The sequence below is a fragment of the Natranaeroarchaeum sulfidigenes genome (assembly GCF_017094485.1).
GTDB classification, from domain to species: domain Archaea; phylum Halobacteriota; class Halobacteria; order Halobacteriales; family Natronoarchaeaceae; genus Natranaeroarchaeum; species Natranaeroarchaeum sulfidigenes.
Map to the genome: position 1 here is coordinate 1,460,650 of NZ_CP064786.1, position 23,404 is coordinate 1,484,053.

The window sequence follows — 23,404 nt, forward strand, 5'->3', positions numbered from 1 at the left end:
CACCCGCTCCGATGGTGTAGTCCGGCCAATCATATTGCCCTCTCACGGCAATGACCTGGGTTCGAATCCCAGTCGGAGCATCCTTTTCCTTTCGCCGTCTGGTGGTTTTGTCCTGCGCCACATACCCATGTTCGACTCAACGCGCAGACCAAGCAAGCTCGAAGGATTCACACACAACCACGCTGTCTTGCGATTATCCGTTTTGCCATACCTATTCGACTCGCAGGACTCGGTACTGACCCCGTCTCAGTCATGCGATACGAGAATTTGGTCAGCGATCTCAGAGCTACAGAACCACCGATCCGATATTCGTAGAGGGGACAGCCAATGAACCTTGACGATTACCCGGTTGTCACCGAGCCATCTGAGGCATTTTTGAACCAACGACAACTCTTGGATTACCGCTCCGAACGGGAGGAGTGTCTTCGGTGGCTTCTGGCATACGGGAAAGAGCCCAAGAAAGCAAAGGGCTATGCAAAAGGCACGGTCAAACCTCGATCGTATCGTATTGATAGGTTCTACAGGTTCGTCTGGGAGCGTGAAGAGGGATACACAGTGAACCTTGCACATGATCACGCTGATGCGTGGATGGACCACCTCGCTCACCGTGACGTGAGTGCCACACACAAGGTCAACTGCCAGAAGTCACTCAAGATGCTTTACAAATGGCTGCACCACGAGCGAAACCTTGGTAAATGGAATCCCGAGATCACTTTTTCAGCAGATAACAGCTCAAACCCCCGTGACTTCTTGACCAAAGAAGAGCGGAGCGCCATCCGTGATGCCGCTCTTGAATGCGGATCGATTCCGAGCTACAACAATTTGACCCCCACCGAACGCGATCGGTGGAAACAACATCTCGCCCAGCGATTCGAGAAGCCAAAGTCCGAGGTCACTCCTGCGGATTGGGATCGTGCTAACGGCTGGAAGATCCCGTCACTCGTGTGGGTTTCTCTGGATACCGGCTTGCGGCCAACCGAAGTCGAACGCTCAACGATGGATTGGGTAGATACAGACAACAGCGTCCTCCGGATCCCAAAGGAGGACAGTGCGAAAAATACGGACAACTGGAGAGTTGGCCTCCGGGACCGGACCGCTGAGATACTGCAGAACTGGTGTGAAGAGAGGGTGGCGTACCCCGAGTACGATGATACGGATGCGATTTGGTTAACACGAGAGCAGAACCCCTGGTCCGTTTCGTCGCTTCGTGGCCTGCTGCACAGGCTCTGCGAGATAGCTGATATTGAGACGGCAAATCGGCAGATGAGTTGGTACGCCATCCGGCATTCAGTCGGCACCTATATGACCCGAGAAGAGGATCTTGCGGCGGCCCAGGCACAACTTCGACATAAGTCTCCAGAGACGACGATGAAGTACGACCAGACCCCAGTTGAAGATAGACGGGACGCGTTAGATCGTATGGGGTAATCTTTTCTAACCGAATGAGCAGGGTGTCATAGAACGGTTGGCATCCCTGTATTGCTCTCTCGACCATCGTTAAATATAGGGTGTGTACATATCACTCATGAATGTCTACTACGGTAACAGACCAGTATCTCGTTCTTTCACGATTTCACTCCCAACGGGTGGTTCTTCGGCTACTCTGACGATAGCTGGAAGTTCCTCCTCGAAATGGACTATCACACGATACGATACCGCTTCATCAACTTCTTCACATTCGTCTCTTCCATCATGCTGTCTAGTAAGTTCGATATGTAGCTTATCATCCTCTACATCATAGACTGGTTCTTCAAGATGTGCATCATAGCACATGTCTCCAGTTGAATACACACCACTCGCATATACTGCATTATCACTGAAACGTACTCTTGGATCGTCATCGGGTCTCTTATCAACGCCAACGCCGGTTTCAAATTCGACATTAGTAATTTCTGCAGCCCTGTTGAGGTTCCCAATACACCCAGACGCGCCAATAGAGATGGAGAGTCCAACGCCAGCAAGCAACTGCCTTCTGTTCATAATAAAACTAGAACCGTCGTTGCATAAATGTCTTCTACTGACCCGACTGGAGTGAACAGTTCGCAGGAGCAGTGTAGCAGGCAATTCACTGTTAAAACTATGAACTCAACACTTCATGAAGTGTTCCATGACACCCTCAAACGCTCAACCTACATCAAGTCCGCCACTTCCTGTTTCAGTTCTGGGAGCGGGTGGATGTAACGATCGGCAGCGGCAGTGCTGTTCTGCCTGAGGGTTTCAGCGACGACCCGCCTGTCTTTATATTTATCGTAAACGTAGGTTCCGATACTGTGTCGGAACGAATACCACACTATTTTACGATTACCTTCATCGATGCCTGCCTCATCGACGAGATTATCGAGTAGATCGTTCAGTGATGCTGAAGTGTATGGATTCCCCTCGCGCGTGAGCCAAATCTCGTCACGCCCATCGTACATCTCCTGATTTGCTCGTTGGTCAAGCCAGTTATCAAGAGCGTGTGCACCTTCCTGCGAGAGTTCTTGCTCCCAGGAATCGTCATTTTTTGGCGCTTCTCCTTCGGGAATATATATTCTCTGGGCCTCCGGGTCATACCACTCGACACTCATACGGCCAATCAAGTCCGGCCTCCATCCAGCACCTCTCGTAGTGCGGACGAGTGATGGGACTTTCCAGTCCTTGTTGAGCGTGTCCCAGTCGGATGGCGTGACTTCGACTTTGGGCTTGCCGAGCTCTTGAGCGATGTGTGCTTTCCAGCGATCTCGGTCCTCTGGGCTGAGGTTGTTGTAGCTCGGCACACTCTTGTAGGTGAGAGAAGTCTGCCAAAGCTGTTGGAGTTCGGACTTTCGGAATGGATCTGCGTTCTCCGTTGCCGGTTCGTCATGGAATCTCGTCTCTGGGTCCCAGTCGATGCCCTGGAACTCGAACCAGTTGACTATGACATCGTTGATCTTCCGCTTGCTCCCCTCCGCGTATCGCCCTCCATCCATGCGACGAAACGAGTCCTCAGCGAGAGCCTCGTTGACGATGTCTGCGTCCTCGGTTGTGAATTCGGTCGTGATTGTCTCATTGTTCCAGACCCACTTCATGACGCGATGGAATCTGGAGATACGTTCGTTGACTTTGCTGTATCCGAGCCCTTTCTTCGGATTCTTGCCCTCTGTCTCCAGATACTGCTTAAACCGACTCAACACCGCAGAGTAGATATCCTGCTGCCGACTGTTGAGCGGCTTAAACTGCTCGTCTACTAAGATTTGGTCTTCTGATCTCCCCCGACTACTCATTTTGACTGAACAGGCATATGACCCTATTTAAAATAAAACTCTGGCTTGTAGGGAAAATCAGAGTTTGTGCCTCACCTCAACACGGCTCTGAAGTACGGTTCTAGCACCTCTACTACCAGATACCATTCTTCGGGGAAGTGCATGTCAAACGAAGCTGAAAATGTCGAAACAACGCTTTCCTCGGAGAAGTCCAGTAACGATTTTTCAATTATTCAGTGACCGCAGCGGGTTCCCATGACATATACCGTGACTCGGGTCTACTACTACAACCTCGTAAGAACAATATTCGCGGCAACTATCTCGTTACTCAAACCTCCTGAATTAGACGGTGTGTTTTAACTACGACTTTCGAGGATTAGGTTCGCTCATACGCTATCTCCTGTAATGCTTCGTTAAATATCTCCCCGACCTCTTGATGGTCTGTAAGCGCTTGCGCCAGCGTTCGGTAATAGCCCTCGCCGCCCTCCCAGTCGAACGGGTATGTCGTGATCGTGAACCGTGTGTACTTGCGATCGTCCCGCTCTGGTAGTCGAATCGTAGTTCCTTTGCGTTGCTCAATGTCTGCAGCCATCTCTTCGAGCCGTGTGCGGACCCCGTCACTGTAGAGGTAATCCTGAAATTTCGTTCGTAAGTCCTCGTTGGCACCCGTCAACTGTGTCTTGAATTTGAGCTGGTTGCTGGCGATTTGGTCCAAACTGATCACGTGCTGGAAGTACGGACGCAGCGAGTGGCTACTACTCACGTCTTCTCCCGGTTCGACATCAGCGATGGGCCACGTTTGCTTATAGAAGGAGAGTTTCTTACCACCGGTGTGATAGTGCCAATTGTCGTCCCACCCCGCTGGCGCATACGGTTCGAATCGTTGGGGCCAATTCTCTTGATGACTCTCCACTACAGATTCGAACGCTTCCCTCACGTCGCTGATCGAATCGTGATACTCAATCGCCAATTCGACTTTCTCCTGTTGGTTTGCTTCGTGCTGTGTCATACTGGTCTCACTTCGAACGGTGTTTAGAAAATCGGTGAACTGTGCATAACTCTGAAGCGGTTGCTCTCTGACCCCTGTTTGCGTCAGTGGCTGGAACGCAGCAATGAGTGTGGTCCAGTCGAGATTCACGAACGCGTCTGCATCCGCTGTGCTTCTGTCCGGTGCTAAATAAACGTAGAACCTATTCGCTTCGTCGAACGTACTTTTTAGCGTCTCCCCAATGTAGTCATCTTCGACATATCGGTTCGTCTGATTTGTTCCCTCTCGTGACCGAACTTTCATCTCAATCCAGATGAACCACTCCTGTTCGTACGTGATGATGATATCCGCACGATTGTCGTTCGGAGTCACCACTTCCCGCTGGACATCGACCTCGTCGACGGCGTACCGATCAAAATGAAACCCATCGCAGCGCTCCTCAACCAACTCAAGGAACTGCAGGAGTACAGCCTCATCGAAGCCGTGCGGTTCTTTCGAATCGAGGAAATATCGCAGGAGTCGATTCCAGTGATCCTCATCGTAGTGCTTCTCAAGTATTTCGAGCGTGGTCTTCGGCGGCGCACTTACCTGTTCGATATTCGAATAGAGAGCGTCGAACTCGGCCAATACCCGACGGAGCTCGTCAACGGCCATGTCACTGCTTGTGATACCTCGCATAAATAAGTCCGCGAAACAGGCCAGTGCTCACATAGCAGTTACTGCATCAGTGACCACCTGAGCTCACGGATAGGGTTATTGTGTGAGCACTCTGTACTGTCCAATTGTCGCTTTCTCTCTCGACTGTTCGTCGGTATTAGCGAATAGAATCTGAGTAACCGTTTGTGAAGTAATATACAAGCGCTTTTTATTATTTATAATAAATAGTAACGTATGTCGAGCGAAAATGAGCATGACCACATTCGTTCCGTTCTTGAGCTACTCGCTGAGGAGGAGGAAACTGTTGAGGACGTGGAAGACTGGGACGACCAGTTTTATGTGAAGATTAACGGAGGGAAGAACGAAGCACAGCGCATCGTCAGTGCGATCAGAGAGAGCGGGCTAGTTGACGGTGGTTACGTGGCTGAAACGTATCCCGATCCGGACTCGAAGGATGCCATAGGTGTTCGAGTCCTAACTGAAACACTGAGAGAAACCGAAGAAGAGGCGTTAGAGACAATTAACAACGCTTTGGAGAAGTACGAGAACTAACAGGCTGTACGTGACGTGGTCCCACGACTAAACTTGTGGGCTTCCCACCCGGTGTTGGTCGGGCAGGTCAATCCTGAAGCTTGGGAATCTAAGCTTTGTGATCGACTGCATTGGCTCCGCTACGAAGCCGGTACTCGTACCCCGTGTTGGGCTTCGAGGTATCTTGTTGTATGTCGGTCGACGCGGTCGACTCACTGTTTTACTTTCGTTTTCACCGTGGCAAACACCGATTCAACTGCCAGCTTTCCGTGCACAAGACATCCTATAAACGGTTGACCAATAAGAGGTCCAATCCGCGAGTTGCTCTGTGATGCAGCATGTAGTGACTACTCTCACAAACGGACAAGAGGAGGAACAAATGCATAGAAGCACACAAAGATCGTTATCACAAGGAATGGAAACTCCAACGAGTCGCCTTGGATGATAAGTCCTGTAGTAATAACTGCAAGTGCTAATCCAATGATAGCAGTGCGAATCGCACGTAAATGAGCGAAGAGGTTCGAACTCTCATGGTCAGACATACACAATACGTAGTATGGCCTTCGTGTATGTTTTTATTATTCCTCCTGACGATACGTAATTTGCCTATATTGACCGATCGGAATAACTGGCTTTCCAGTGGAATACTCGTACAAGACTCGCGCATTTCATCTTGCGCGACGACCGAAACCGATCTCCATTTGAGGATTTCAACAGAGCCGCTACCCCTTGTCTGCGTACTCAGTCTTCCCGAAGTCGATATCCCCAGTCGCGGAGTTCATCGGCGACTTCATCGGGATGATTTGCACCCACACGAACCAAGGCTTCTCGAACATCAGTAAGGGGGACATCAGTCCCGAGTTCATCCTCGATAGCATGTCGGGCATCCTTCTCAGTCTCTTGTGTAGCCTCGCGCAAAAAGTACTGAATCATTTTTCGACTGTCCTTGACGCTGTGTCTCGCAAAAATGTATGGCAGTGTATCACGGTTCTGTCCTGAGCCGGTGGCCTGTGATTGCTTATTTGCTGTCGAGTTAGCACCAGCATCCGAAGTCGAGGCAGACTCAGATGTTTCCTCCCGTTCTTTGGTCTGTGCTTCAGATTCTTCTGGTGACTCCTCATCGGTGGATGTATCAGAGAATGGATCGCTGCCAGCTCCTGATTTCATTCCGTTTGTCATTGGTCTCCTACCTCCTCGATATGTGCTGCAAGGTCTCGTAGTTTATCCAGGGTTTCGGCTTCGTAGTCACGTTTGTGGGATCGATGATGGCCAAAGTAGTAGAATGCAGTACAACGTTGGTCCCACGACCCCTCGAATAGTGCAGACCGATCCCGGATAGTGACGGGGGCATCGTAACCCAGTTGCTGAATCTCTTCGAGGTACTGCTCCTGATCTGATGTGCTGCCGATCCCATTCGGTACGATTGCAAGTACTCCCAGATCGAGATCTAGGTTGGCTTCGAGATTTGTTAAAATATCTTCGATCCCTGCGATGGACTGCATCCCTTTGCCAGTCGGCTTCACTGGTAGGAGTAGTGATCGGGTTGCAGAGACAGCGTTGTACAGATGAGGACCGGGCGATGCTGGTGGATCGATGATAATCGTATCATACTCGCGTCGGATGTCAGCATCAATTAAAACTTGTCGCAGTCGGTCGTTTGGGCTAAATTCTTCACCGAGGTCTTCAGCCAGATTTTGAGCTTTCATTAATAACTGTGGCAGGTTTTCCAGCATACCATGGGATGGGACAACGTCAAATCCATATGGGGTCTCTTGGATCAGTTCACTGAACTCACCCTTTGGCTCATCAATTAAATGTCGAGCAATATTATCAGCTACATCATCGTCACGAGATGTTGGGATATCAAGCAGGTACGACAGCGATCCCTGCTGAGGATCTAAATCCAAGACGAGCACGTCTCGTCCTTGTTGGCTGTGAGCGTCAGCGAGGTTTGCTGTCAGGGTAGTCTTACCGACCCCCCCTGACTCAGAGTACGTTGTATAGGCGAGCATACACAATCATAAGAGCCAGTCACTTATAAAACTAAATAGACTAATTAGTTAGTCTGTGTAGTTATACTAACTAGTTATACTGCTTTGGATAACTAACGAGACAGACTATCTGAACGGGCTATTGAGATAGACAACTGACCACGAAAGCCGGGACATCAACGGTGATAGAAACAGGTCTTGACCCCTCAAGGCTTCATGATTATCGTACCAGTCAAGATAATGTCTTTTTTGCCTTCTCCGTCCCCGAGTTTTTGCTATACCGTTTAAAAATCCAATTACTCGGGATTGTATCTCCGGCGGGTGATTATTGATAAAGCATTTAAAATACCAATTTATAAATCGTCAATCACTTTTGAATCCGGGCAATTTTCTCCAGCGGTAAAACCAACTCCGGAACGGGGTTTAACGTCTGAAATCTACAGTATAGCCGATCAAAAATAGACCAGTAATACTAGTATACTGTACCCCATTTAGGGGATGTATGGGTGGGGGTGCGAAAAGGGATCTACCAATCCATTGATGTTACTAGATTGCGGTCGATTCCAGGGCCATCCCGGCCGAGAGTATTTCGCCACAGAGCTGCAGTAGTTGTCCAGTCTGCAACGTCCCAGCTCAATTGCTCATCTTTGTATGCTTCTTCAATTCGTTTCCGACCGTCTTCAATTCCAAATTCGGAATCGAATGGTCCTCGCGGTAATTGAGCAAGTCCCTTTCTATGCCAATGGTTAAATACCTTATAAGCTGTTTTCCGTGAATCGAATACAACATGCGGAATCATGTCCCGTGCACGGAGATCACTGAGCTTTTCGTAGGTTCGTCGATGAAGCGCCCAGTTATTGTGACCGGTCATCACTTCTCCAGCGTACAGCTGACCGCTCGCATCTCGACTGAGTAGATCTACATTGTACCCGTTGACATCGAGGTTATAATATGTCCCAATCTCTTTGGCGTTCCACTTCTCACGAAGTGCTGCCAGACCCACAGTAACTCGGTGAACAAGCCCCTCATTTGGGTCTCCACGCAGCGATGGGAGATCAGTGTGTGCGTTGATTAAGGTACGTCCGCGCTGGGTCGGGGCGTACCAAACCTTCTTTCGCAGAATTCGCTTTGGCTTCAGGTATATGGATTGCTCTTGCTCGAACCAATCATAGCAATTAAACGCCTCGGCAAGCCTCGGGTCCGCATCAGGATCAACAACCAGACGTTGTAATTCCTCTTGATTGAGGTCGTCAAAAATCTCTCCCCAGCCAGGACACTTATCCAATAACAGATGGTGGCCACGAACGGTTTCTCCATTCCACAAATGCGCTAACCGAGTGAGTGCTTCTCGACGATCGTCTGTCAGACTCAGCGGTAATTCAGCGTCATTCGTTGCATCAATCTCTACAGTATCGTTGTCTTCTGTTTTATTTGGCTGGACCCACACTGGCAGTTCATCAACATCAACCTCTTGCCGTACTGGGTTGTAGCCGTACCGCGCTTCTAGATATTCTTCTGTTACCCACGCGACGTGAGGAGCAGGAAACGGATTTTGAATAACATACAATTCATCAACATCTGCAGGGTATCCTGGATCCAAATCCTCCAGTGGCCATACTTCAGGATCCGGGTCGTGATTATTCGGATCAAAATCGCCAAACTCTGCAGGTTGACTCTTTGGCTCGTGAACGGTGCCACCCTCCTGCTTCGGGAAGATGATACGGATATCTCTATCGGGATATTGGAGCCGAGTTGTTTGTTCGCGCCAGTTATCCCACTCACAGAGAGGATCTGGTTTGAACGGAGGTCCAATCGACATAGAGAGAATAACCTGTCCTGATTTAAAAGGGTCTGCCCTGTCTTCATGACGGTATTCAAATAAGGATGGAACGGTGAGAGGGGACGTTTCAAAGTGATGCATGCCCGAAAACGCACGCCTTGATGATGGTATTGAACAGAACCAGCTTATCTGAACACGACGGTAGCGTGCTCAGCAAGAATAAAAAAAGAGGCTCTGTTGAAACCCTTCAAATTTGACATTGGGTGCAGCTACCTTTCTACGGAGTTTCGCAGATCAGACACGAAACTAGCTTCTCAGTGAATCACAAGACGGCAGGAGGGTTTCCACAGCACCAATGGATAGGATTTCAACAGGCCCGAATAACTTCGAGAGAGACCGAAAAATAGTCTTGCCTGACTCGTGCACAATAGAGTGCGTCCGCAAGTAGCAGTAACACCGTGATTTCGATACCACAGTCGCTGAGGCGTGGTGATCAGCGAACGATGATTACGGGAATCGGTGCACGTTTTGACACAGTCTCGGCTACGTTTCCGACGAGAAACCGGCGTGACACGCGGCTTCGATCCGCGCCGTGCGCACCGAGTATGATCGTATCATAGTCTTCGCTACGATCAATGATATTTCGGGCAGGGTGGCCGATGCCCACGAGTGTGCTGATCTTTCGATTACGCTCGGTTGCTATCTCGTGGGCACATTCAAAGACAGCCTCGGCACGTTCGGCGGCGGCTTCCTCAATATCGTCCGCAAGAGCAAGCCCCGTTGCTTCACCCATCATCCATGATGGTCCTCCGACGACATTCAACACGGTGATTTCCGCCTCTGGAAACTCATCGAAAGCGTAGCGGAGTGCTTTCTCTGCCATCTCAGAGTCGTCCATCGGGACGAGTACGTCTGAAACCATACGGCAGCTACGTGGGACGTATGAATAAACCCACGATCTTTAGACGATGGGTAAGGCCGTAAAGAATGCATATGCGAGACCAGTAGAGACAGACGGGCCGATAATCCACATTGAAATGTACTTTGCAATCGCTCGCGGGTTGAACAGAGCACCGGCGTCCTGTACCTCATTTGGTTCTTCTTCACCGATCTTTGTCACATCTGAACGAGGCTCTTCTTTCAACGCACCCATTGCAATATCCGCATCAGTATCACCTCGCACGGCGTCGCGGGCTGTGAGCGGACGAGTCGCCCGCCCCCAACCGAGTCCGACAATCGTCATTACCATTGCCATCACGAGACTGATTGGGATGCCAGCCCACGAGAGCGCGGTCGTGATTGTCGCGGCAGTAGTCATCACAATCAACGCTGCGAGCAACGGGATCTCACTGAGTTCACCGCCGACGGACTCCATTGTTCGCCGAGCGATCGTGAACCCACCGACTCCGATTGCGATGGTTGCGATAATAATCGCATTCGTATCACCCAGTGCGCCGCTACTAACCAGCGGTGCGACCGCATTCGGAACGTTGCTCGCCCCGGCACTGAAAGCCATGTAACAACCGATGACGAGAACAACAACCGTTCCAGCGAGTTCTCCAGTTGTCGTGTTTGGCCCGAACGATAGTTTTGGGACAGTTTTGGATCGATCGAGAACGAGCAACGGCCCCTCAGAGGAGGTGATCTCGACCCGTTTATTGAGTTCGGGATACAGATAACGACCGATAACTGCTCCAATCCAGAAGGCGATAACTGGCGTTACCAACCACCACGAGACGATCCAACCGATCACCGCGAAATCAAGTGTTTCAGTCGCAAGGCCCAGTCCTGCGATCGCCCCAACAGTCGTCATGGAGGTTGGAACAGGAACGCCGAAGATGTTTGCGATGAGGATGCCGAACCCAATGAAAAACAGGACTGCGACGCCCGCAGCCAGTGGAATCCCACCTTCCATCGTAATAATATCTCCACTCAGTGTATCCATAACATTCCGACCGACTGTCCAGCCACCAAAGAAGACAAAAAACGTCATCAAGGCCGCTGCGGTGGTCTTTCTCAACAACCCTGCACCGACAGCAGGCCCCCATGCGATACCTGTCGAGGACCCACCGATATTGAATCCGACAAAAACGGCTGCGACGAGTCCGACCAAGAGAATGGTAGAAATCACATAATATAATAGGTGATGGGTTTTTAAGTATGTTCTGCAACTAATTCATAAGTTATACAAATAGTATAAGAGAACTTTTTTGTATTATATTTGGTTGGCAGTTAGCCCTTCAGACTCTCCCACTACGGAAACTGGCCCTGCCAAACTACTCATCAAGAACCGATTTGGAGATCAAAGCGGTAGGTATGAGTCTCCAGCGACCGGCTATTTCATTCGATTTGTGTCCGAATAAGAGGATTTCAACAGAGCCGGTAGAATATAATGCCGCGTTAGGCCGGACTGGAGTCGAAGACTGGTTCTGGGTCTGTGGGCCGAGTAGCGTCACAGACGCGGATACGACCGTCCCTCCGGATGAACACGTTCCAGGTATCAACATTGAAACTGAGGAGAGCTTCAGTTTCTTCGGCTCCGTCGTGTCGGTCGAACAGCGCGTCAAGCGCATCGGCATCAATAAATTCGTATAGTGGTGGGAGCTCTATCGGATCGGTTTCGGCTGCCTCCGCCACTGCCTCGACGATAACTTCCGCAGGGGACCGGTCATTGTCGGATCGGTAATTGGCATCGACAACTGGTGTACACTCTCGGTAAACGGTCAGACCACCTGTTCCCATATTGAAATCTTACAATGGGAGTACAATCATTCTGTCGTTCATTCTATGGTGTTGCCGTTTGTTTCTCATGAGCTAATCGTTTGGGCTTAAAACGAGCCGCAACCCGGATAACCATCTACTACAGAGTAGATGGGTTTTATCCTACGCATCCGTACAGCAAGGTATGAGTGGGAGCGAACGTGATGAGCGTGGGCGTTTCTCCGCGAAACACAGTGACGACGAGGTCCTCGACACCGTGCGAAAACACGGGCCTGCAGGTACGACGGATGTTGCCGAGGAGTTGGGAATTAAGCGCCCCAGCGCGGACTACCGACTTCGCCAATTCGAAACCGACGGCAAGGTGGAGAGTAAGATGATCGGGAACTCTCTCGCGTGGAGTCTAACTCCGGAGGCTGAAGCATGAGCACTGACTCCAGCAGCAACCATGACCCGCCGACGGGCACCACGATCACGCTTACCCGTGAAACCAACTGGTGGGTCGCAAAGGATGAAGAAACCGGCGTCGCCAGTCAGGGTAAGAGCCGTCAGGAGGCCCTTGAAAACCTCGATGAAGCACTTCAAGGCTATCACGGAGATGGCGACCCTCCTAGCGACGAGGATCTCCGCGAGATGGGGATTGACCCCGAGCACAACACCTCCGACTCTCTCGATGACTCAGGGATTTTCGAGTAACCTCTCCTGTTACGAAGAGACGTTGTGACGGTAATGGTCAACAGCGGAATCTACGAGTGGAAGCGCACGCGCGGCGACCATGCGATCCTCCGCTGGGAGCCGCCCGAGGACCACGACGCCGAAGCGCGCACCGTCCCAGTCCCGCTCCACGACGAGATTAGCGAGGGCACGCTCAAAGACATCGCAGATCAGGCCGGCGCGAACGATTACCAGAAATTCAAGGCCTAGATCGACCAAAACCGATAATTGACGGGTACTGGAACCCACTCGACCACTCACACCCCAGTGTGGCCTAGATCAACGCGGAACCGTTCGGCGAGATGCGTGAGGACACCATCGACACCGTTGAAGCCATGCGCGAGAAGGGGCAGACCAGGCCACCACAGGGAACAGATTAGGAAGTCATAGAACGGATGGCATACCTGTATTGCTCCCCCGGGAATCGTTCCATATAGAAGATGTACTTGTCACCAGTGACTATTGATTTTATACTGTATCAAACGACTGACGGACAAGAGTTGCAAAAGGTGATCAAAGACGGAAATCAATCAGATTGTTTTATAGATACAATCACCACAATATTGGTTGAGAAAGCTTATCAAATCCGGGAAATTGATTATCTACATGGGTGATTTCTCGGAACTTTCGAAGCCCTACCGTGAACGGGTGCAGTACGCATCGGTAACCGAACGGGGCTTCGCATGGGCGGTCGATATCGTATTGGTTTTTCTCACTGCCGCCGTAGCTGAACTTATTGTGCGTATTTTCATCACCGTTCCTCCTAGCATACTGTTTTTGGCCGTGTTTATTGGATATCACGTCATTTTAGAGGCAAAATGGGGGAGAACAATAGGAAAGCTGCTGTTGGGAATCAAAGTTGTCACTACCGGGGGTGAATCGATTTCGACGTATTCGGCAGTCGTACGAAACGTAACCAAGGTTGTTGGGGCGTTCTCGTTAGTACTCATTCTCGTAGGGGTCATCCTAATTGCAGACTCGCGGTATGATCAGCGTCTCGGGGATCGCTGGGGGAATACCATCGTTGTCTACGGCTGAACTACTTCGTCACGAGACAGAGTCCTGAGCGGCGGTCGGTGCGTTTCTGTATTGGCCACGATGTTTCGAGTAGGCCAGCTTCTGAGGCATGGCTCACGCGTTACATCTTGCAAGCCCGTTAGGGAAAATAGGGATATTGGCAGACATCTCAACGGTCAGTTCGCAAACCTACTGAATGGATGATTCGATGATTCCAACCTGAAATAAACGAATTCCCGATGCTGAACCCATCCTCTATGTCTCGCACGTTGCTACTGGCAGATCTCGAAGATCTGTTGCAGGAGCTGCTGAATAGAAGGCGCATATTCACCACCAGGCGTTCTCGATCTCGGACCGACTCCGATCGGCCAATATAGACAGGAGAGCCCAATAGTGGAAGGGTTTCACCCCACCTTTGTGGACGCAAAGTGTCTTTTCTGCCCGGAAAATCCACTCTTCTGGACGCAAAATTCTCACCGTTGCTTTATTAGTAGCTATCTTTGGTTGACCTGTGGATATGAAGTCACAACACCGACGCATCATACGAGAGGAATTGTTGCGAAGTATCGCGTGGATTGCCCTCGGAATTGTTGGATGGCCGCTCGTCATTTCAGAGACAGCATGGTTAGACGCGACAGTTCTGACGGTTTTCGGGCTCCCCGTACTCACGTGGGCATTGTTGACCGCAGGAACGATTGGGATTCGCGTTTTGACATCGACAGAGTTGCAGGTTCAGACGCCGGTTGGGCTGTCGATGAGTCTCTATCTTGGAATCATGATCGGTGGTGTTGGCGCTGTGTATCTTGTCACAGCTGGTGGGTATTCCGCGCTGCCGGTGATTACTGCGTACGTCGCAGTGACAGGTGTCACTATTGTCTGGTACTGGATCACGGGGGAGGAGGTAGTTGAGACCACAATGACAACGTAGTACCTTCACGAGGAGATCACCGGTAGATCGGGTGACAACAGGACGACGATCAGCCTTCACGTGCGACCGATGAAAGCAAAGAAATACAAGCCGAAACAGCCATGTTTCTCTGATGGGTCGTGAACAATAAATGTCACTTCCTCCGTGGATATCTGAGCAACTGCCCGAAGACAGGAGGGTGAATACGAAGCTGACGCAACAGCACGTCATCGAGACGATGTATCAATCCGACCGTCCATTCTATTCACTACAACAGATTCAACAGCGAATCAAACCAGATGTCTCGAAGGTTACCGTCCGCAATCGTTTGGACGACCTAGAAGAACACGGAATTGTTGCAACAGAAACGTTTGCCGACTCGTTGACCCTGTATTATATCGACCATCCGGAATCAGAGTGGCCTGTCTCACCAGAGGGAAAACGAGCACTGAACGAAGAGTCGGAAGAAAAAGCGAATTCCCTCAAGGAATTTCTACAGCATTCACGGGTCCGCTTGATCCTCCGTGAGGAACTCCTGCGGAGTATCGGGTGGGCAGCGTTCGGTTTCTTCGGCTGGGCAATACTGATTAGCTTATCGGAACAGTTGCCAGCAACCGTTGGCACGGCAATCGGGCTTCCGCTCCTCACATGGGCGTCCCTCACTGTTGGAATGATCGGAATTCGACTGACGACTGGTAGCGATCTACAGGTCCAGTCTACGGAGGGACTACATGTCATGTTGTTGGGAGGGGTTGTATTCGGCGGCTTCTGTGCCGGGCTTTTGATATTTGTTATAGACTGGTCACCATTGTTGATTGGTGGACTGTATCTTTTCATCACAGGCATATTCATTGTCTATTATAAACGGGTGATGCTTCCCAAGTTGGACTTGCCCGTCGACAAGTGACCGATTTGCAGTTCCTTCAAACGGGCAATTCACCGGATTTCGAATGCAAGCAACATCTTGTGAATCGTTCTGTGACACCCGCAACAGAGCCTTATTTTCGAGCTGCCGTCACTCATTATCAGCTATGGCATCCCTCGCCTCAGTGTTCGGTGCGCAATGAATACAGATTGGGACTGAGCCGCTCGAATCACCGAACACACGAACATACTCCGGGGTGAGGTGCGCGCCACAGTTGTCACACTCAGGCATCCCGACTCACCTGCCCGCAGACCATGTGATCGCACATATACATCCGTGTGGGGACCCCACCCATTTTAACACCAAGGGTGTTCTCAAAACACCAACCAATTTCGTTCGCAGATATCCGTGAAGAAAATTGAGGACACCCCCGAAACGAGAGTTATCGCACTCCAGAACCTCAGAATATGTCTGACTGACGGTGACTTACTCACACTCATCCGGGAGCGCACCGAGTCCCAGTAAGCATGTGGGGCTTGACAGCCCCAGACGAAGCAGAAATAATTCAGTGCACAGTAGATATATATCGTTCCATGCAGTAGGTCACAGTACGGAGGCGTCACGAATGGACATCACTGATATTCCCGATGACGCGTACGCTGGCGAGGAATCACCGCCCGACATCGATGAACTAGAGTCACCCGAATCGCTGCTCAAAAGTGGACCAATCCGCGAACGAGTTCTCAACGTCGTCACCGGACTTCGAACCCCAACCAAGGTTTCAGATATCGCTGACCTTGCTGACTGCGATACCGAGACTGCCCGCGACTACCTAGAATGGTTCGACGAGATGGGCATGGTTCACCGCCATGACGGCCGTCCCGTCCGGTACGAGCGCAACGACGCGTACTTCCAGTGGCGACGGATCGACCGCATCCGCGAGGACTACTCCACCCAAGAAATCGTCGAGACGCTTTCAGACACTCTTGAACAGATCGAAGACTACAGAGAACAGTTCGACGCAAACGATCCCAACGGTGTCTCCCTCCTAGAAGCCAGCCGAGACATATCTACTGAGGACGCATGGGAAGCACTCTCCGAGTGGAAAACGCTCGAACGCAGAGCGGCCCTCCTCGACGCGGCGCGACGTGACCATCCTGCATCCGGTAGCACCACCGGTCACATCGATGCCTGAAACTCCAACTGACCCGCCCAGTACCGGCCCCATCGATGCTGAAATTCTCGACCGTATTGCTGCGCACCTCACTCGAAGCTCTCGCTTCGACGATGTCCACGCACGCCCTCCGTATGCGCCGAATGCTGTCGTCGCCGACTATGATCTCGGGTACTTCCCCGGCGGAATTACGCGTGCGTCTCTCCGGATCCGGTGGTTCGAAACCGATGACTTCAGCATCCATTACTCCGAGCAATACCGGGCGGGTGAATCGTGGGAGTGCCGCTGGGATCGCCACCCAAACGATCACAACACTCGTAACCATTTACATCCACCTCCAGACGCACCGACACCAGGCGAGGACAATGACTATCCCGACGAATGGCGGGCCGTACTCGCCACCGTACTCACTCGTCTCGACGACCGAATCGAAGCATTCTGGAACGAGTAGTGAATTAGAGCGGCGACATGGTGTGCGGTTCTGCAGTCGGAAGCGATCATCGCCCCTCAAACGAAACGCAGGAGGGCCGACGAAGACACACCGACATGAGCAGTCTAAGGCGACTCACAGTACGACCATATCGCGGGAAGATTTCCCGGGGCTGCTCACTCCGCTAACTCAATCAGATTCGCCATCTGAACACGACTGTAGCGTACTCAGCAAGAATAAAAAAGAGTGAACGATGGATTATTCGTTCCGGGACAATCGCGTACCGACCAGTAGCCCAAGCAGGGCAATCACAGCGACGGTCACGCCAAAGCCAGGCTGGTCATCATCTTCTACAATTTCATCTTCCGCTGGTTCATCATCTGTCTCTTCTGCTTCTGCGGAGTCATCAGACGCTTCTTCGGAGTCGTCTTCAGTCTCCTCAGTGTCAGCTTCATCTGCGTCGTCCTCATCTGCTTCCTCCGTTTCATCGCTCTCATCAGTCTCTTCTTCAGTCTCAGCCTCTACGGCCAGAGATGTCTCGACAGCATCGTCATCTGAGCTGAGAATAAATGTTTGTTCACCATCAGCACCCTCATCTACTTCGCCAGTGAGGGTGATGAACCGCTGTTGATCACGAGAGAGTTCCAGGGTGTCATCAGCAATCTGGTCACCATCATGCTCAAGCGTGATCGTTTGCTCACCGGTTGTCCCGCCGACATTCTCCACAGCAACCTCTACAGAGACCGTTTCACCAGCAGCCACACTATCTGGAGCTTCACGGATACTCACCTCGAACTCAGCCGGACCGAGGGACGGAGCACCGCCACCGCCGGCATCGGTTTCGTCATCCTCCTCTGCAACGAGTGTGAAGTCCTGAATTGAGATCTCTCCCTCAACAAGTGTAACCTCAGAGTCTTGTGCTTCATACTCGTCTTCATCGACTGACACAGTGTATTCGCCGAGCACCAACTCCGTTTCGTAGAATCCGTCGTCGTCAGTTGAGACGGACTCAACCTCTTCGTCATCTTGGAGGATGCTAATCTGAGCGTCTTCGATCGGATCTCCATCCTCGCCAATGACTTCACCTTCAAGCGAGCCTGTCGCCAGCTCCAACTCGAACTCCTGCGTTACGGTTTCATCCTCAGTGATTGTGACTTCGTGGTCTTGTGCTTCGTATCCGTCTTCATCGACGGACACGGTGTACTGGCCAAGGACCAGTTCTGCTTCGTAGGAGCCGTCTTCGTCAGTTGAGACGGACTCGACCTCTTCGTCATCTTGGGTGATGCTAACCTCAACCGCTTCAATCACATCTTCGTCTTCATCAAGGACTTCACCTTCAACCGTTCCTGTTGCTAGTTCCAACTCGAAGTCCTGTGTCACTGTTTCGTCTTCAGTAACTGTGACTTCGTGGTCTTGTGCTTCGTATTCGTCTTCATCGATTGTTACGGTGTATTCGCCGAGTGGTAACTCTGCTTCGTAGGAGCCGTCTGCGTCAGTTGAGATGGATTCGACCTCTTCGTCGTCTTGGGTGATGCTAATCTGAGCGTCTTCGATCGGATCTCTGTCCTCATCAATGGCTTCACCTTCAACCGTTCCTGTCGCTAGTTCCAACTCGAAGTCTTGTGTTACTGTTTCGTTTTCAGTGACTGTGACTTCATGACTCGCTTCTTCGTAACCGTTTGCGTTACCTGTCAAGGTGTACTCTCCCGGTGGAAGAGGGGCTTCGTAGTACCCATCAGCTCTCGTCATGAAGGAGTAGAGGATTTCACCATCCTGTTCAACTTTCACGGTGCTATCCGATAGTTCACCGTTACTATCCTCAAGAACCGTTCCTTTGACTGTTCCTGTCTCTTCCAGAACGATGTCTTCTGTCGTTGTTTCACCAGCTTCGACTGTGATCGATGCTATAAGTGTGTTACCGTCTTCTGCATCGACGACGGCAGTGTACTCGCCTTCACCGAGGTCAACGTCGTATGTTCCATCTTCAGCACTGTCAACAGACTCCGTGAACACGCCGTCTTGGTATATACTAATAAGAGCACCTCCCATTGTGTTTCTATCTTGGTCAGTGACCTCTCCCTCAAGCGTTCCCGTACTCACCGGGGTTGCTTCAAGATCTTGAGTTGTCGTTTCGCCGCTGACCAACGAGACTTCTTCACTATCTCCGTCGTGCGTCGCATCAGTAATGCTGACCGTGTACTCACCCTCAGCTATGTCCTGTGAGTAGTGCCCATCTTCATCCGTAGCAGTAATAGACACCACAACTCCGTCTTGTTTAATACCAACAAAGATACCTTCTACTGCGTTATCGTCTGCATCAGTCACTTTCCCTGCAATCTCCGCTGCTATTTCCAACTCAGCGTCTACGGTTGTCGTATCGTCTTCCGAAATACTAACCCTGTGTTCCTCCCCTGCGAACCCGTCTGCCGAGATAGACACGTCATAATCCCCTTCTTCAACTTCAACTGCGTAGTTACCCTCTTCGTCAGTCTGAACAGAGCCAACAGATTCAGCATCCTGAAAAATACTGACACGGGCAGCTTCAATCGGCTCACCTTCTTCATCAGTTACCTCTCCTTCAAGCACACCTGTCTCAAGAGGTTCAAGTTCGAAGTCCTCTGTCGTCGTCGTCTCTTCCTCAATGCTGGTGTCTCTCTCTTTGCTCGCAAACCCATCTTCATCAATGGACAGTGAGTACTCGCCCTCACCTAGTTCTACTTCGTAGGTACCATCATCGTCAGTCTCGACAGACTCAATGAAGTCGCCATCCTGAAAGATACCAACCTCAACATTTCCGATCGGATCATCTTCGTTGTCTTTGTCTGTGACTGCCCCTTCAAGCGTCCCAATACTCAGTGGCGTCGCTTCCAGATCTTGGGTTACAGTTTCTCCTTTTTCTACTGAGAATTTCTTGCTAACGTCCTCAAACTCAGAGTCGGTAATGCTAACTGTATTCTCTCCTTCTGGAACATCAATCGAGTAGTCCCCATTCTCATCAGTCCGAGTCCCAGTAAATCCGTCTTGTCCCGCAGTGACTCTAACGCCTTCTACTGCATCACCATCTTCATCTGTCACCGTTCCCTCGACTACGCCTGCTATTTCGAGTTCAAAATCTTGGGTCCTGTCCTCATCGAGATTCACCGTCGTAAAGTCAGATAAGAACCCATCCGCGTCAGCCCGGACGTTGTACTCGCCTTCTTCAAGCTCTACTTCATAATTGGCTTCCTCGTCAGTTTGGACACTATCAACGAAATCACCGTCTTGAGTAATACTGACACGAGCATCTTCAATTGGCTCGCCTTCTTCATCGGTGACTTCTCCCTCAAGAGTAAGTGATTCTTCAAGCTCGACGTTTTCTATCGATGTGGCGTCCTCCTCGATGTTGACAGTCCGCTCTTCAACCTCGAATCCGTCTTTGAATACGGTTGTAGTGTACTCACCTTCCTCTAGTTCAATGTCGTACTGTCCATCTGCATCAGTCTGAGTGAAATCAACGCTCTCCTGATCATGCTGGACATCAATAGTCGCCCCCTCAAGTGGCTCACCGTCTTCATCAGTAACTTCCCCTTCGAGCGTACCTGTGGCCAGCGGTTCGAGCTCGAAATTCTTCGTCTCTGACTCATCAAGTGTCACCACTTCGTCGAGGTCTTCATGAACACTATCAGAGATCTCAACAGTGTACTCTCCAGTAGGGACTTCGACTTCGTATTCCCCATCCGTGTCGGTCTCAGTTTCCTCTACGGTTTCGCCATCTTCGACGAGACTGATGTCAACCCCATCGAGAGCATTGTCATCTGTATCGGTCACTTCCCCATCAAGAGTCACCAATTCTTCCAACTCGAATTCTTCTATCGTTGTGGCGTCCCCGTCAATAGTGACAGTCCTCTGTTCAAACTGGAATCCGTCTTTAGCTGCGAATACGGTGTACTCACCGTCAGCCAGTTCAATGTCGTACTGTCCATCTGCATCAGTCCTGACAAAGTCAACTTGCTCCCCATCCTGCTGGATATCAACGAATGCCTCTTCAAGTGATTCACCATCTCGATCGGTGACTTCCCCTTCGAGCGTTCCAGTACTCAGCTTCGTTGCTTCGAGATCTTCTTCTTTGGTCTCTCCCTTCTCTAAGAATACATCGACACTGCCGCCCTCAAATCTGTAGTCAGAAACGGTGACTGTATAGTCGCCCTCGGGCACATCAATCGAATACATCCCTTCCTCATCGGTCGAAGTGCTGTAGGATGAACCGTCCTGTTCGGCCGAAACACTGACATCCTCTATCTCGGTATCGTCTTCATCTTTCACCGTACCCTCGATCGTCGCTGCGGTCTCCAACTCTAAGTTTTGGGTCCTGTCCTCGTTGAGAGTCACCGTAACTGGGCTCGGGGACAAGAATCCGTCTGCTTCGGCGGCCATGACGTAATCACCTTCTTCTAGTTCGATCTCGTATTCCCCATCTGCGTCGGTGGGTACCTCAGCAACAAGCTCATCGGTATCATCATCTTGAATAAAAACGTCTGCATCCTCAATGGGGTCATCGCTTTCGTCGACCACGGTGCCGCTCAGCACATGTTCTGTTGAGTCACTCTCTGCCGCTGCAGGTGAGGCGATTATTGCACCACCCACCATCGCCATGACAACGAATAGAGCGAGTATAGTAATACGACACTTTGTTAGTTTTCGTGAAGTTCCAACTGCCATTACTAATGAACCTGCCGAAAGGTCACGGTGCATCTTACTTATAGATTGTCATGTGAGGATAAGGACTATTGCAAAATTTGGCGCTGCTAAATCACTAGACAAAATCGGAACGACTCGACAGAACAAGGCAGTTGAAGCGAGAAACTACGAGTCTTGGACATATTGAATAGCACTAACCAAGGGGCCATCCGGCATCGCCCCAACATATCTCGACCGTGAGACCGGCAGTGAACACTTTTACTGAGGCAACCCACCCAATCAACAGCATCAGATCGCTACCTGACCTCGTATTTTCTTACCTCTCCCTACACTCATCCACGACCGTTCAATTGTATGAGATCCCCCATCTATTCGTCGTAAAGGTGTTGAATAGAACCTGTTAAACCGCCACCTCTAAATACAGTGATGCTGGAGTCAGTAGTCCGCACAATGCCCGTGACCGCTACCCCAACGATCCAGTACGAGTGGTCGATTGACGCTGTCGACGCCAATCATGGAGCGCGCTACTCCGGTGGTTCGAGCAAGGAAATGCTGACCTCTCTGTTCGCACTCTGGCTCAAAGATCAAGGAGACATCTCTGACTGGGAGCAGGCACCCCGGTTCGGCAAAATCGTCCACACATACAGCACCCTTTCCCTACCAATCATCGCTGTCTGGCTCGGTGTCACCGAACAAACGATTTACGAGGAGCCCGCACCCGGGACCCCACCATTCGAGTTCCGTGGCCCTGATGGTGACTTACTCACACTCGCCCGGGAGTGCACCGAGTGCCAATAATCCGGGCGTGCTCAGGCAGACTGGTCGCGGAAGCGTTCGATGAGATGATTGAAGCCCTCAGTGGCCTCAAACACGTCGTAGTCGTCGTCAGCGCCAACAAGGAGGGTTACGTTCCGCTGCTGATCGTTGTTGTCGAGGTCCTTGGCGGCAGCGACGGCGTATGCGTCTCCGATAGATGGGCTGTACGTGGCTTTCAAATCTGCTGCAGATTCCCAGAGACCATCGATGTTGTACTCGGACACGCCCATCTCTCGGAGGTCGTTGATATGAGCGTCGGCCTGCTCTCCAGATGCTTCTCGGGCGGCGATGTATCGAAATTCAGCGAGATTGATAGTGGAGACGTACCCATCGAGTTCCCCGTCGTACACTTGATCAAGCCAGCGTTCGACCTCGCCTGCACCCTGCTCGTCGAACGAAAAGGCAAGCAGTGGTTCGGCATCAAAGACGACAGTCATTCCTCCTGCTCCGAAACACCGTGTTTCTCGTCAGTCCTCGTCTTGTCACGCTGTCGCTCTTCACGAAGCCGCTCCGTGGCCGACTTCCCATGGTCCGTTTCTTCAGTTGCGAGTGCGCCTCGAAGTTCGGATGGCCGTTTGATTGGTTGAACCACAATCTCTCCCGCTTCGTTCTCGACAAATCGGACTCGGCCCGGCGTGTCGATGTTGAGTTTGTCACGAAACTCTTTGGGGATCGTCGCTTGCCCCTTGCTTGTGACGGTAACAGTCGTCCCGTCTTCTGCATCACTCATGCGTAATGATTAGGAACGTGTAATACTTTAATCTTCGTAATATCTTTCTGAAAACCCGACAACGGCCCTGTTTCTCTCACTTGCGAAACTGAACAATACCATCCCTTGCATCGGCCAAAAAACCGCATTTGGAACGTCACTTCTCACGAATCGTCCAACAGTCGGCCCACATACCGGTGACATCCTCC

The 23,404-nt window shown here is 51.0% G+C and carries 24 protein-coding genes and 1 tRNA gene; 12 read left to right on the top strand and 13 right to left on the bottom strand.

Features of this window, described 5'->3' with window-relative positions; translation table 11 throughout:
- The first annotated feature begins 5 nt into the window (after positions 1-5).
- Positions 6-80 (top strand) — tRNA-Glu (locus tag AArcS_RS07745).
- 247 nt (positions 81-327) lie between these two features.
- A complete protein-coding gene (locus tag AArcS_RS07750; protein WP_238479910.1) occupies positions 328-1,428 on the top strand; it encodes a tyrosine-type recombinase/integrase in 1,101 nt (366 codons plus the stop codon).
- A 108-nt stretch (positions 1,429-1,536) separates the two neighbouring features.
- Here AArcS_RS07750 and AArcS_RS07755 read toward each other — a convergent pair whose 3' ends face one another.
- From AArcS_RS07755 to AArcS_RS07765, 3 genes are all read right to left on the bottom strand, one after another.
- On the bottom strand, positions 1,537-1,980 hold the full coding sequence (locus AArcS_RS07755; RefSeq protein WP_238479911.1) for a hypothetical protein: 444 nt from the start codon (positions 1,978-1,980) through the stop codon (positions 1,537-1,539).
- A 149-nt stretch (positions 1,981-2,129) separates the two neighbouring features.
- Positions 2,130-3,242: a tyrosine-type recombinase/integrase gene (locus AArcS_RS07760; protein ID WP_238479912.1), complete on the bottom strand. Its 1,113-nt coding sequence runs from the start codon at positions 3,240-3,242 to the stop codon at positions 2,130-2,132.
- A gap of 355 nt (positions 3,243-3,597) precedes the next feature.
- A complete protein-coding gene (locus tag AArcS_RS07765) occupies positions 3,598-4,863 on the bottom strand; it encodes a PD-(D/E)XK nuclease family protein (RefSeq protein WP_238479913.1) in 1,266 nt (421 codons plus the stop codon).
- Positions 4,864-5,100: 237 nt separating this feature from the next.
- Here AArcS_RS07765 and AArcS_RS07770 point away from each other — a divergent pair, with 237 nt between their 5' ends.
- On the top strand, positions 5,101-5,418 hold the full coding sequence (locus AArcS_RS07770) for a hypothetical protein (protein ID WP_238479914.1): 318 nt from the start codon (positions 5,101-5,103) through the stop codon (positions 5,416-5,418).
- 720 nt (positions 5,419-6,138) lie between these two features.
- Here the strand turns inward: AArcS_RS07770 and AArcS_RS07775 are convergent.
- From AArcS_RS07775 to AArcS_RS07800, 6 genes are all read right to left on the bottom strand, one after another.
- On the bottom strand, positions 6,139-6,576 hold the full coding sequence (locus AArcS_RS07775; RefSeq protein ID WP_238479915.1) for a DUF7970 domain-containing protein: 438 nt from the start codon (positions 6,574-6,576) through the stop codon (positions 6,139-6,141).
- A complete protein-coding gene (locus tag AArcS_RS07780; RefSeq protein ID WP_238479916.1) occupies positions 6,573-7,409 on the bottom strand; it encodes a ParA family protein in 837 nt (278 codons plus the stop codon). The genes AArcS_RS07775 and AArcS_RS07780 overlap by 4 nt, the downstream gene beginning before the upstream one ends.
- 505 nt (positions 7,410-7,914) lie before the next feature.
- Complete coding sequence (locus AArcS_RS07785) at positions 7,915-9,207, bottom strand: hypothetical protein (protein WP_238479917.1); 1,293 nt, start codon at positions 9,205-9,207, stop codon at positions 7,915-7,917.
- Between the two features lie 454 nt (positions 9,208-9,661).
- A complete protein-coding gene (locus tag AArcS_RS07790; RefSeq protein WP_238479918.1) occupies positions 9,662-10,090 on the bottom strand; it encodes a universal stress protein in 429 nt (142 codons plus the stop codon).
- 39 nt (positions 10,091-10,129) lie between these two features.
- Entirely contained in the window at positions 10,130-11,299 is a 1,170-nt protein-coding gene (locus AArcS_RS07795; protein ID WP_238479919.1) for an inorganic phosphate transporter, read from the bottom strand.
- 269 nt (positions 11,300-11,568) lie between these two features.
- A complete protein-coding gene (locus AArcS_RS07800; RefSeq protein WP_238479920.1) occupies positions 11,569-11,910 on the bottom strand; it encodes a HalOD1 output domain-containing protein in 342 nt (113 codons plus the stop codon).
- A gap of 163 nt (positions 11,911-12,073) precedes the next feature.
- On the opposite strand from AArcS_RS07800, the gene AArcS_RS07805 reads away from it, so the two are divergent.
- From AArcS_RS07805 to AArcS_RS07830, 6 genes are all read left to right on the top strand, one after another.
- Positions 12,074-12,313 (top strand): helix-turn-helix domain-containing protein, encoded by a 240-nt coding sequence (locus tag AArcS_RS07805; RefSeq protein ID WP_238479921.1) that lies wholly within the window; start codon positions 12,074-12,076, stop codon positions 12,311-12,313.
- Positions 12,310-12,582 carry a type II toxin-antitoxin system HicB family antitoxin gene (locus AArcS_RS07810; RefSeq protein ID WP_238479922.1) on the top strand — a complete coding sequence of 91 codons (273 nt, stop codon included), beginning with the start codon at positions 12,310-12,312 and terminating at the stop codon, positions 12,580-12,582. Before AArcS_RS07805 ends, AArcS_RS07810 begins: the two co-directional genes overlap by 4 nt.
- A gap of 24 nt (positions 12,583-12,606) precedes the next feature.
- Positions 12,607-12,810, top strand: a complete 204-nt coding sequence (locus AArcS_RS07815; protein WP_310736989.1) for a type II toxin-antitoxin system HicA family toxin — start codon at positions 12,607-12,609, stop codon at positions 12,808-12,810.
- A 396-nt stretch (positions 12,811-13,206) separates the two neighbouring features.
- The gene (locus AArcS_RS07820; protein WP_238479924.1) at positions 13,207-13,638 is read left to right on the top strand and encodes an RDD family protein; all 432 of its coding nucleotides are present in this window, start codon (positions 13,207-13,209) and stop codon (positions 13,636-13,638) included.
- A 496-nt stretch (positions 13,639-14,134) separates the two neighbouring features.
- On the top strand, positions 14,135-14,545 hold the full coding sequence (locus tag AArcS_RS07825) for a hypothetical protein (RefSeq protein ID WP_238479925.1): 411 nt from the start codon (positions 14,135-14,137) through the stop codon (positions 14,543-14,545).
- Between the two features lie 130 nt (positions 14,546-14,675).
- Positions 14,676-15,431, top strand: coding sequence for a helix-turn-helix domain-containing protein (locus tag AArcS_RS07830; protein ID WP_238479926.1), 756 nt, complete (start codon positions 14,676-14,678; stop codon positions 15,429-15,431).
- Positions 15,432-15,539: 108 nt separating this feature from the next.
- Here the strand turns inward: AArcS_RS07830 and AArcS_RS15995 are convergent, their stop codons facing one another.
- The gene (locus tag AArcS_RS15995) at positions 15,540-15,680 is read right to left on the bottom strand and encodes a DUF7563 family protein (RefSeq protein ID WP_445668774.1); all 141 of its coding nucleotides are present in this window, start codon (positions 15,678-15,680) and stop codon (positions 15,540-15,542) included.
- 334 nt (positions 15,681-16,014) lie between these two features.
- Between AArcS_RS15995 and AArcS_RS07835 the strand changes: the two genes are divergently transcribed.
- Together AArcS_RS07835 and AArcS_RS07840 are read left to right on the top strand one after the other, a co-directional pair.
- A complete protein-coding gene (locus AArcS_RS07835; RefSeq protein ID WP_238479927.1) occupies positions 16,015-16,584 on the top strand; it encodes a DUF7342 family protein in 570 nt (189 codons plus the stop codon).
- Positions 16,577-17,014, top strand: coding sequence for a toxin-antitoxin system TumE family protein (locus AArcS_RS07840; protein ID WP_238479928.1), 438 nt, complete (start codon positions 16,577-16,579; stop codon positions 17,012-17,014). Before AArcS_RS07835 ends, AArcS_RS07840 begins: the two co-directional genes overlap by 8 nt.
- 237 nt (positions 17,015-17,251) lie before the next feature.
- Here AArcS_RS07840 and AArcS_RS07845 read toward each other — a convergent pair whose 3' ends face one another.
- Entirely contained in the window at positions 17,252-21,691 is a 4,440-nt protein-coding gene (locus AArcS_RS07845; RefSeq protein WP_238479929.1) for a carboxypeptidase regulatory-like domain-containing protein, read from the bottom strand.
- 435 nt (positions 21,692-22,126) lie between these two features.
- Between AArcS_RS07845 and AArcS_RS07850 the strand changes: the two genes are divergently transcribed.
- Positions 22,127-22,468 (top strand): hypothetical protein, encoded by a 342-nt coding sequence (locus AArcS_RS07850; RefSeq protein WP_238479930.1) that lies wholly within the window; start codon positions 22,127-22,129, stop codon positions 22,466-22,468.
- Between the two features lie 11 nt (positions 22,469-22,479).
- Here AArcS_RS07850 and AArcS_RS07855 read toward each other — a convergent pair whose 3' ends face one another.
- Together AArcS_RS07855 and AArcS_RS07860 are read right to left on the bottom strand one after the other, a co-directional pair.
- On the bottom strand, positions 22,480-22,923 hold the full coding sequence (locus tag AArcS_RS07855) for a PIN domain-containing protein (protein WP_238479931.1): 444 nt from the start codon (positions 22,921-22,923) through the stop codon (positions 22,480-22,482).
- Positions 22,920-23,216: an AbrB/MazE/SpoVT family DNA-binding domain-containing protein gene (locus tag AArcS_RS07860; RefSeq protein WP_238479932.1), complete on the bottom strand. Its 297-nt coding sequence runs from the start codon at positions 23,214-23,216 to the stop codon at positions 22,920-22,922. The genes AArcS_RS07855 and AArcS_RS07860 overlap by 4 nt, the downstream gene beginning before the upstream one ends.
- Positions 23,217-23,404: the final 188 nt, after the last annotated feature.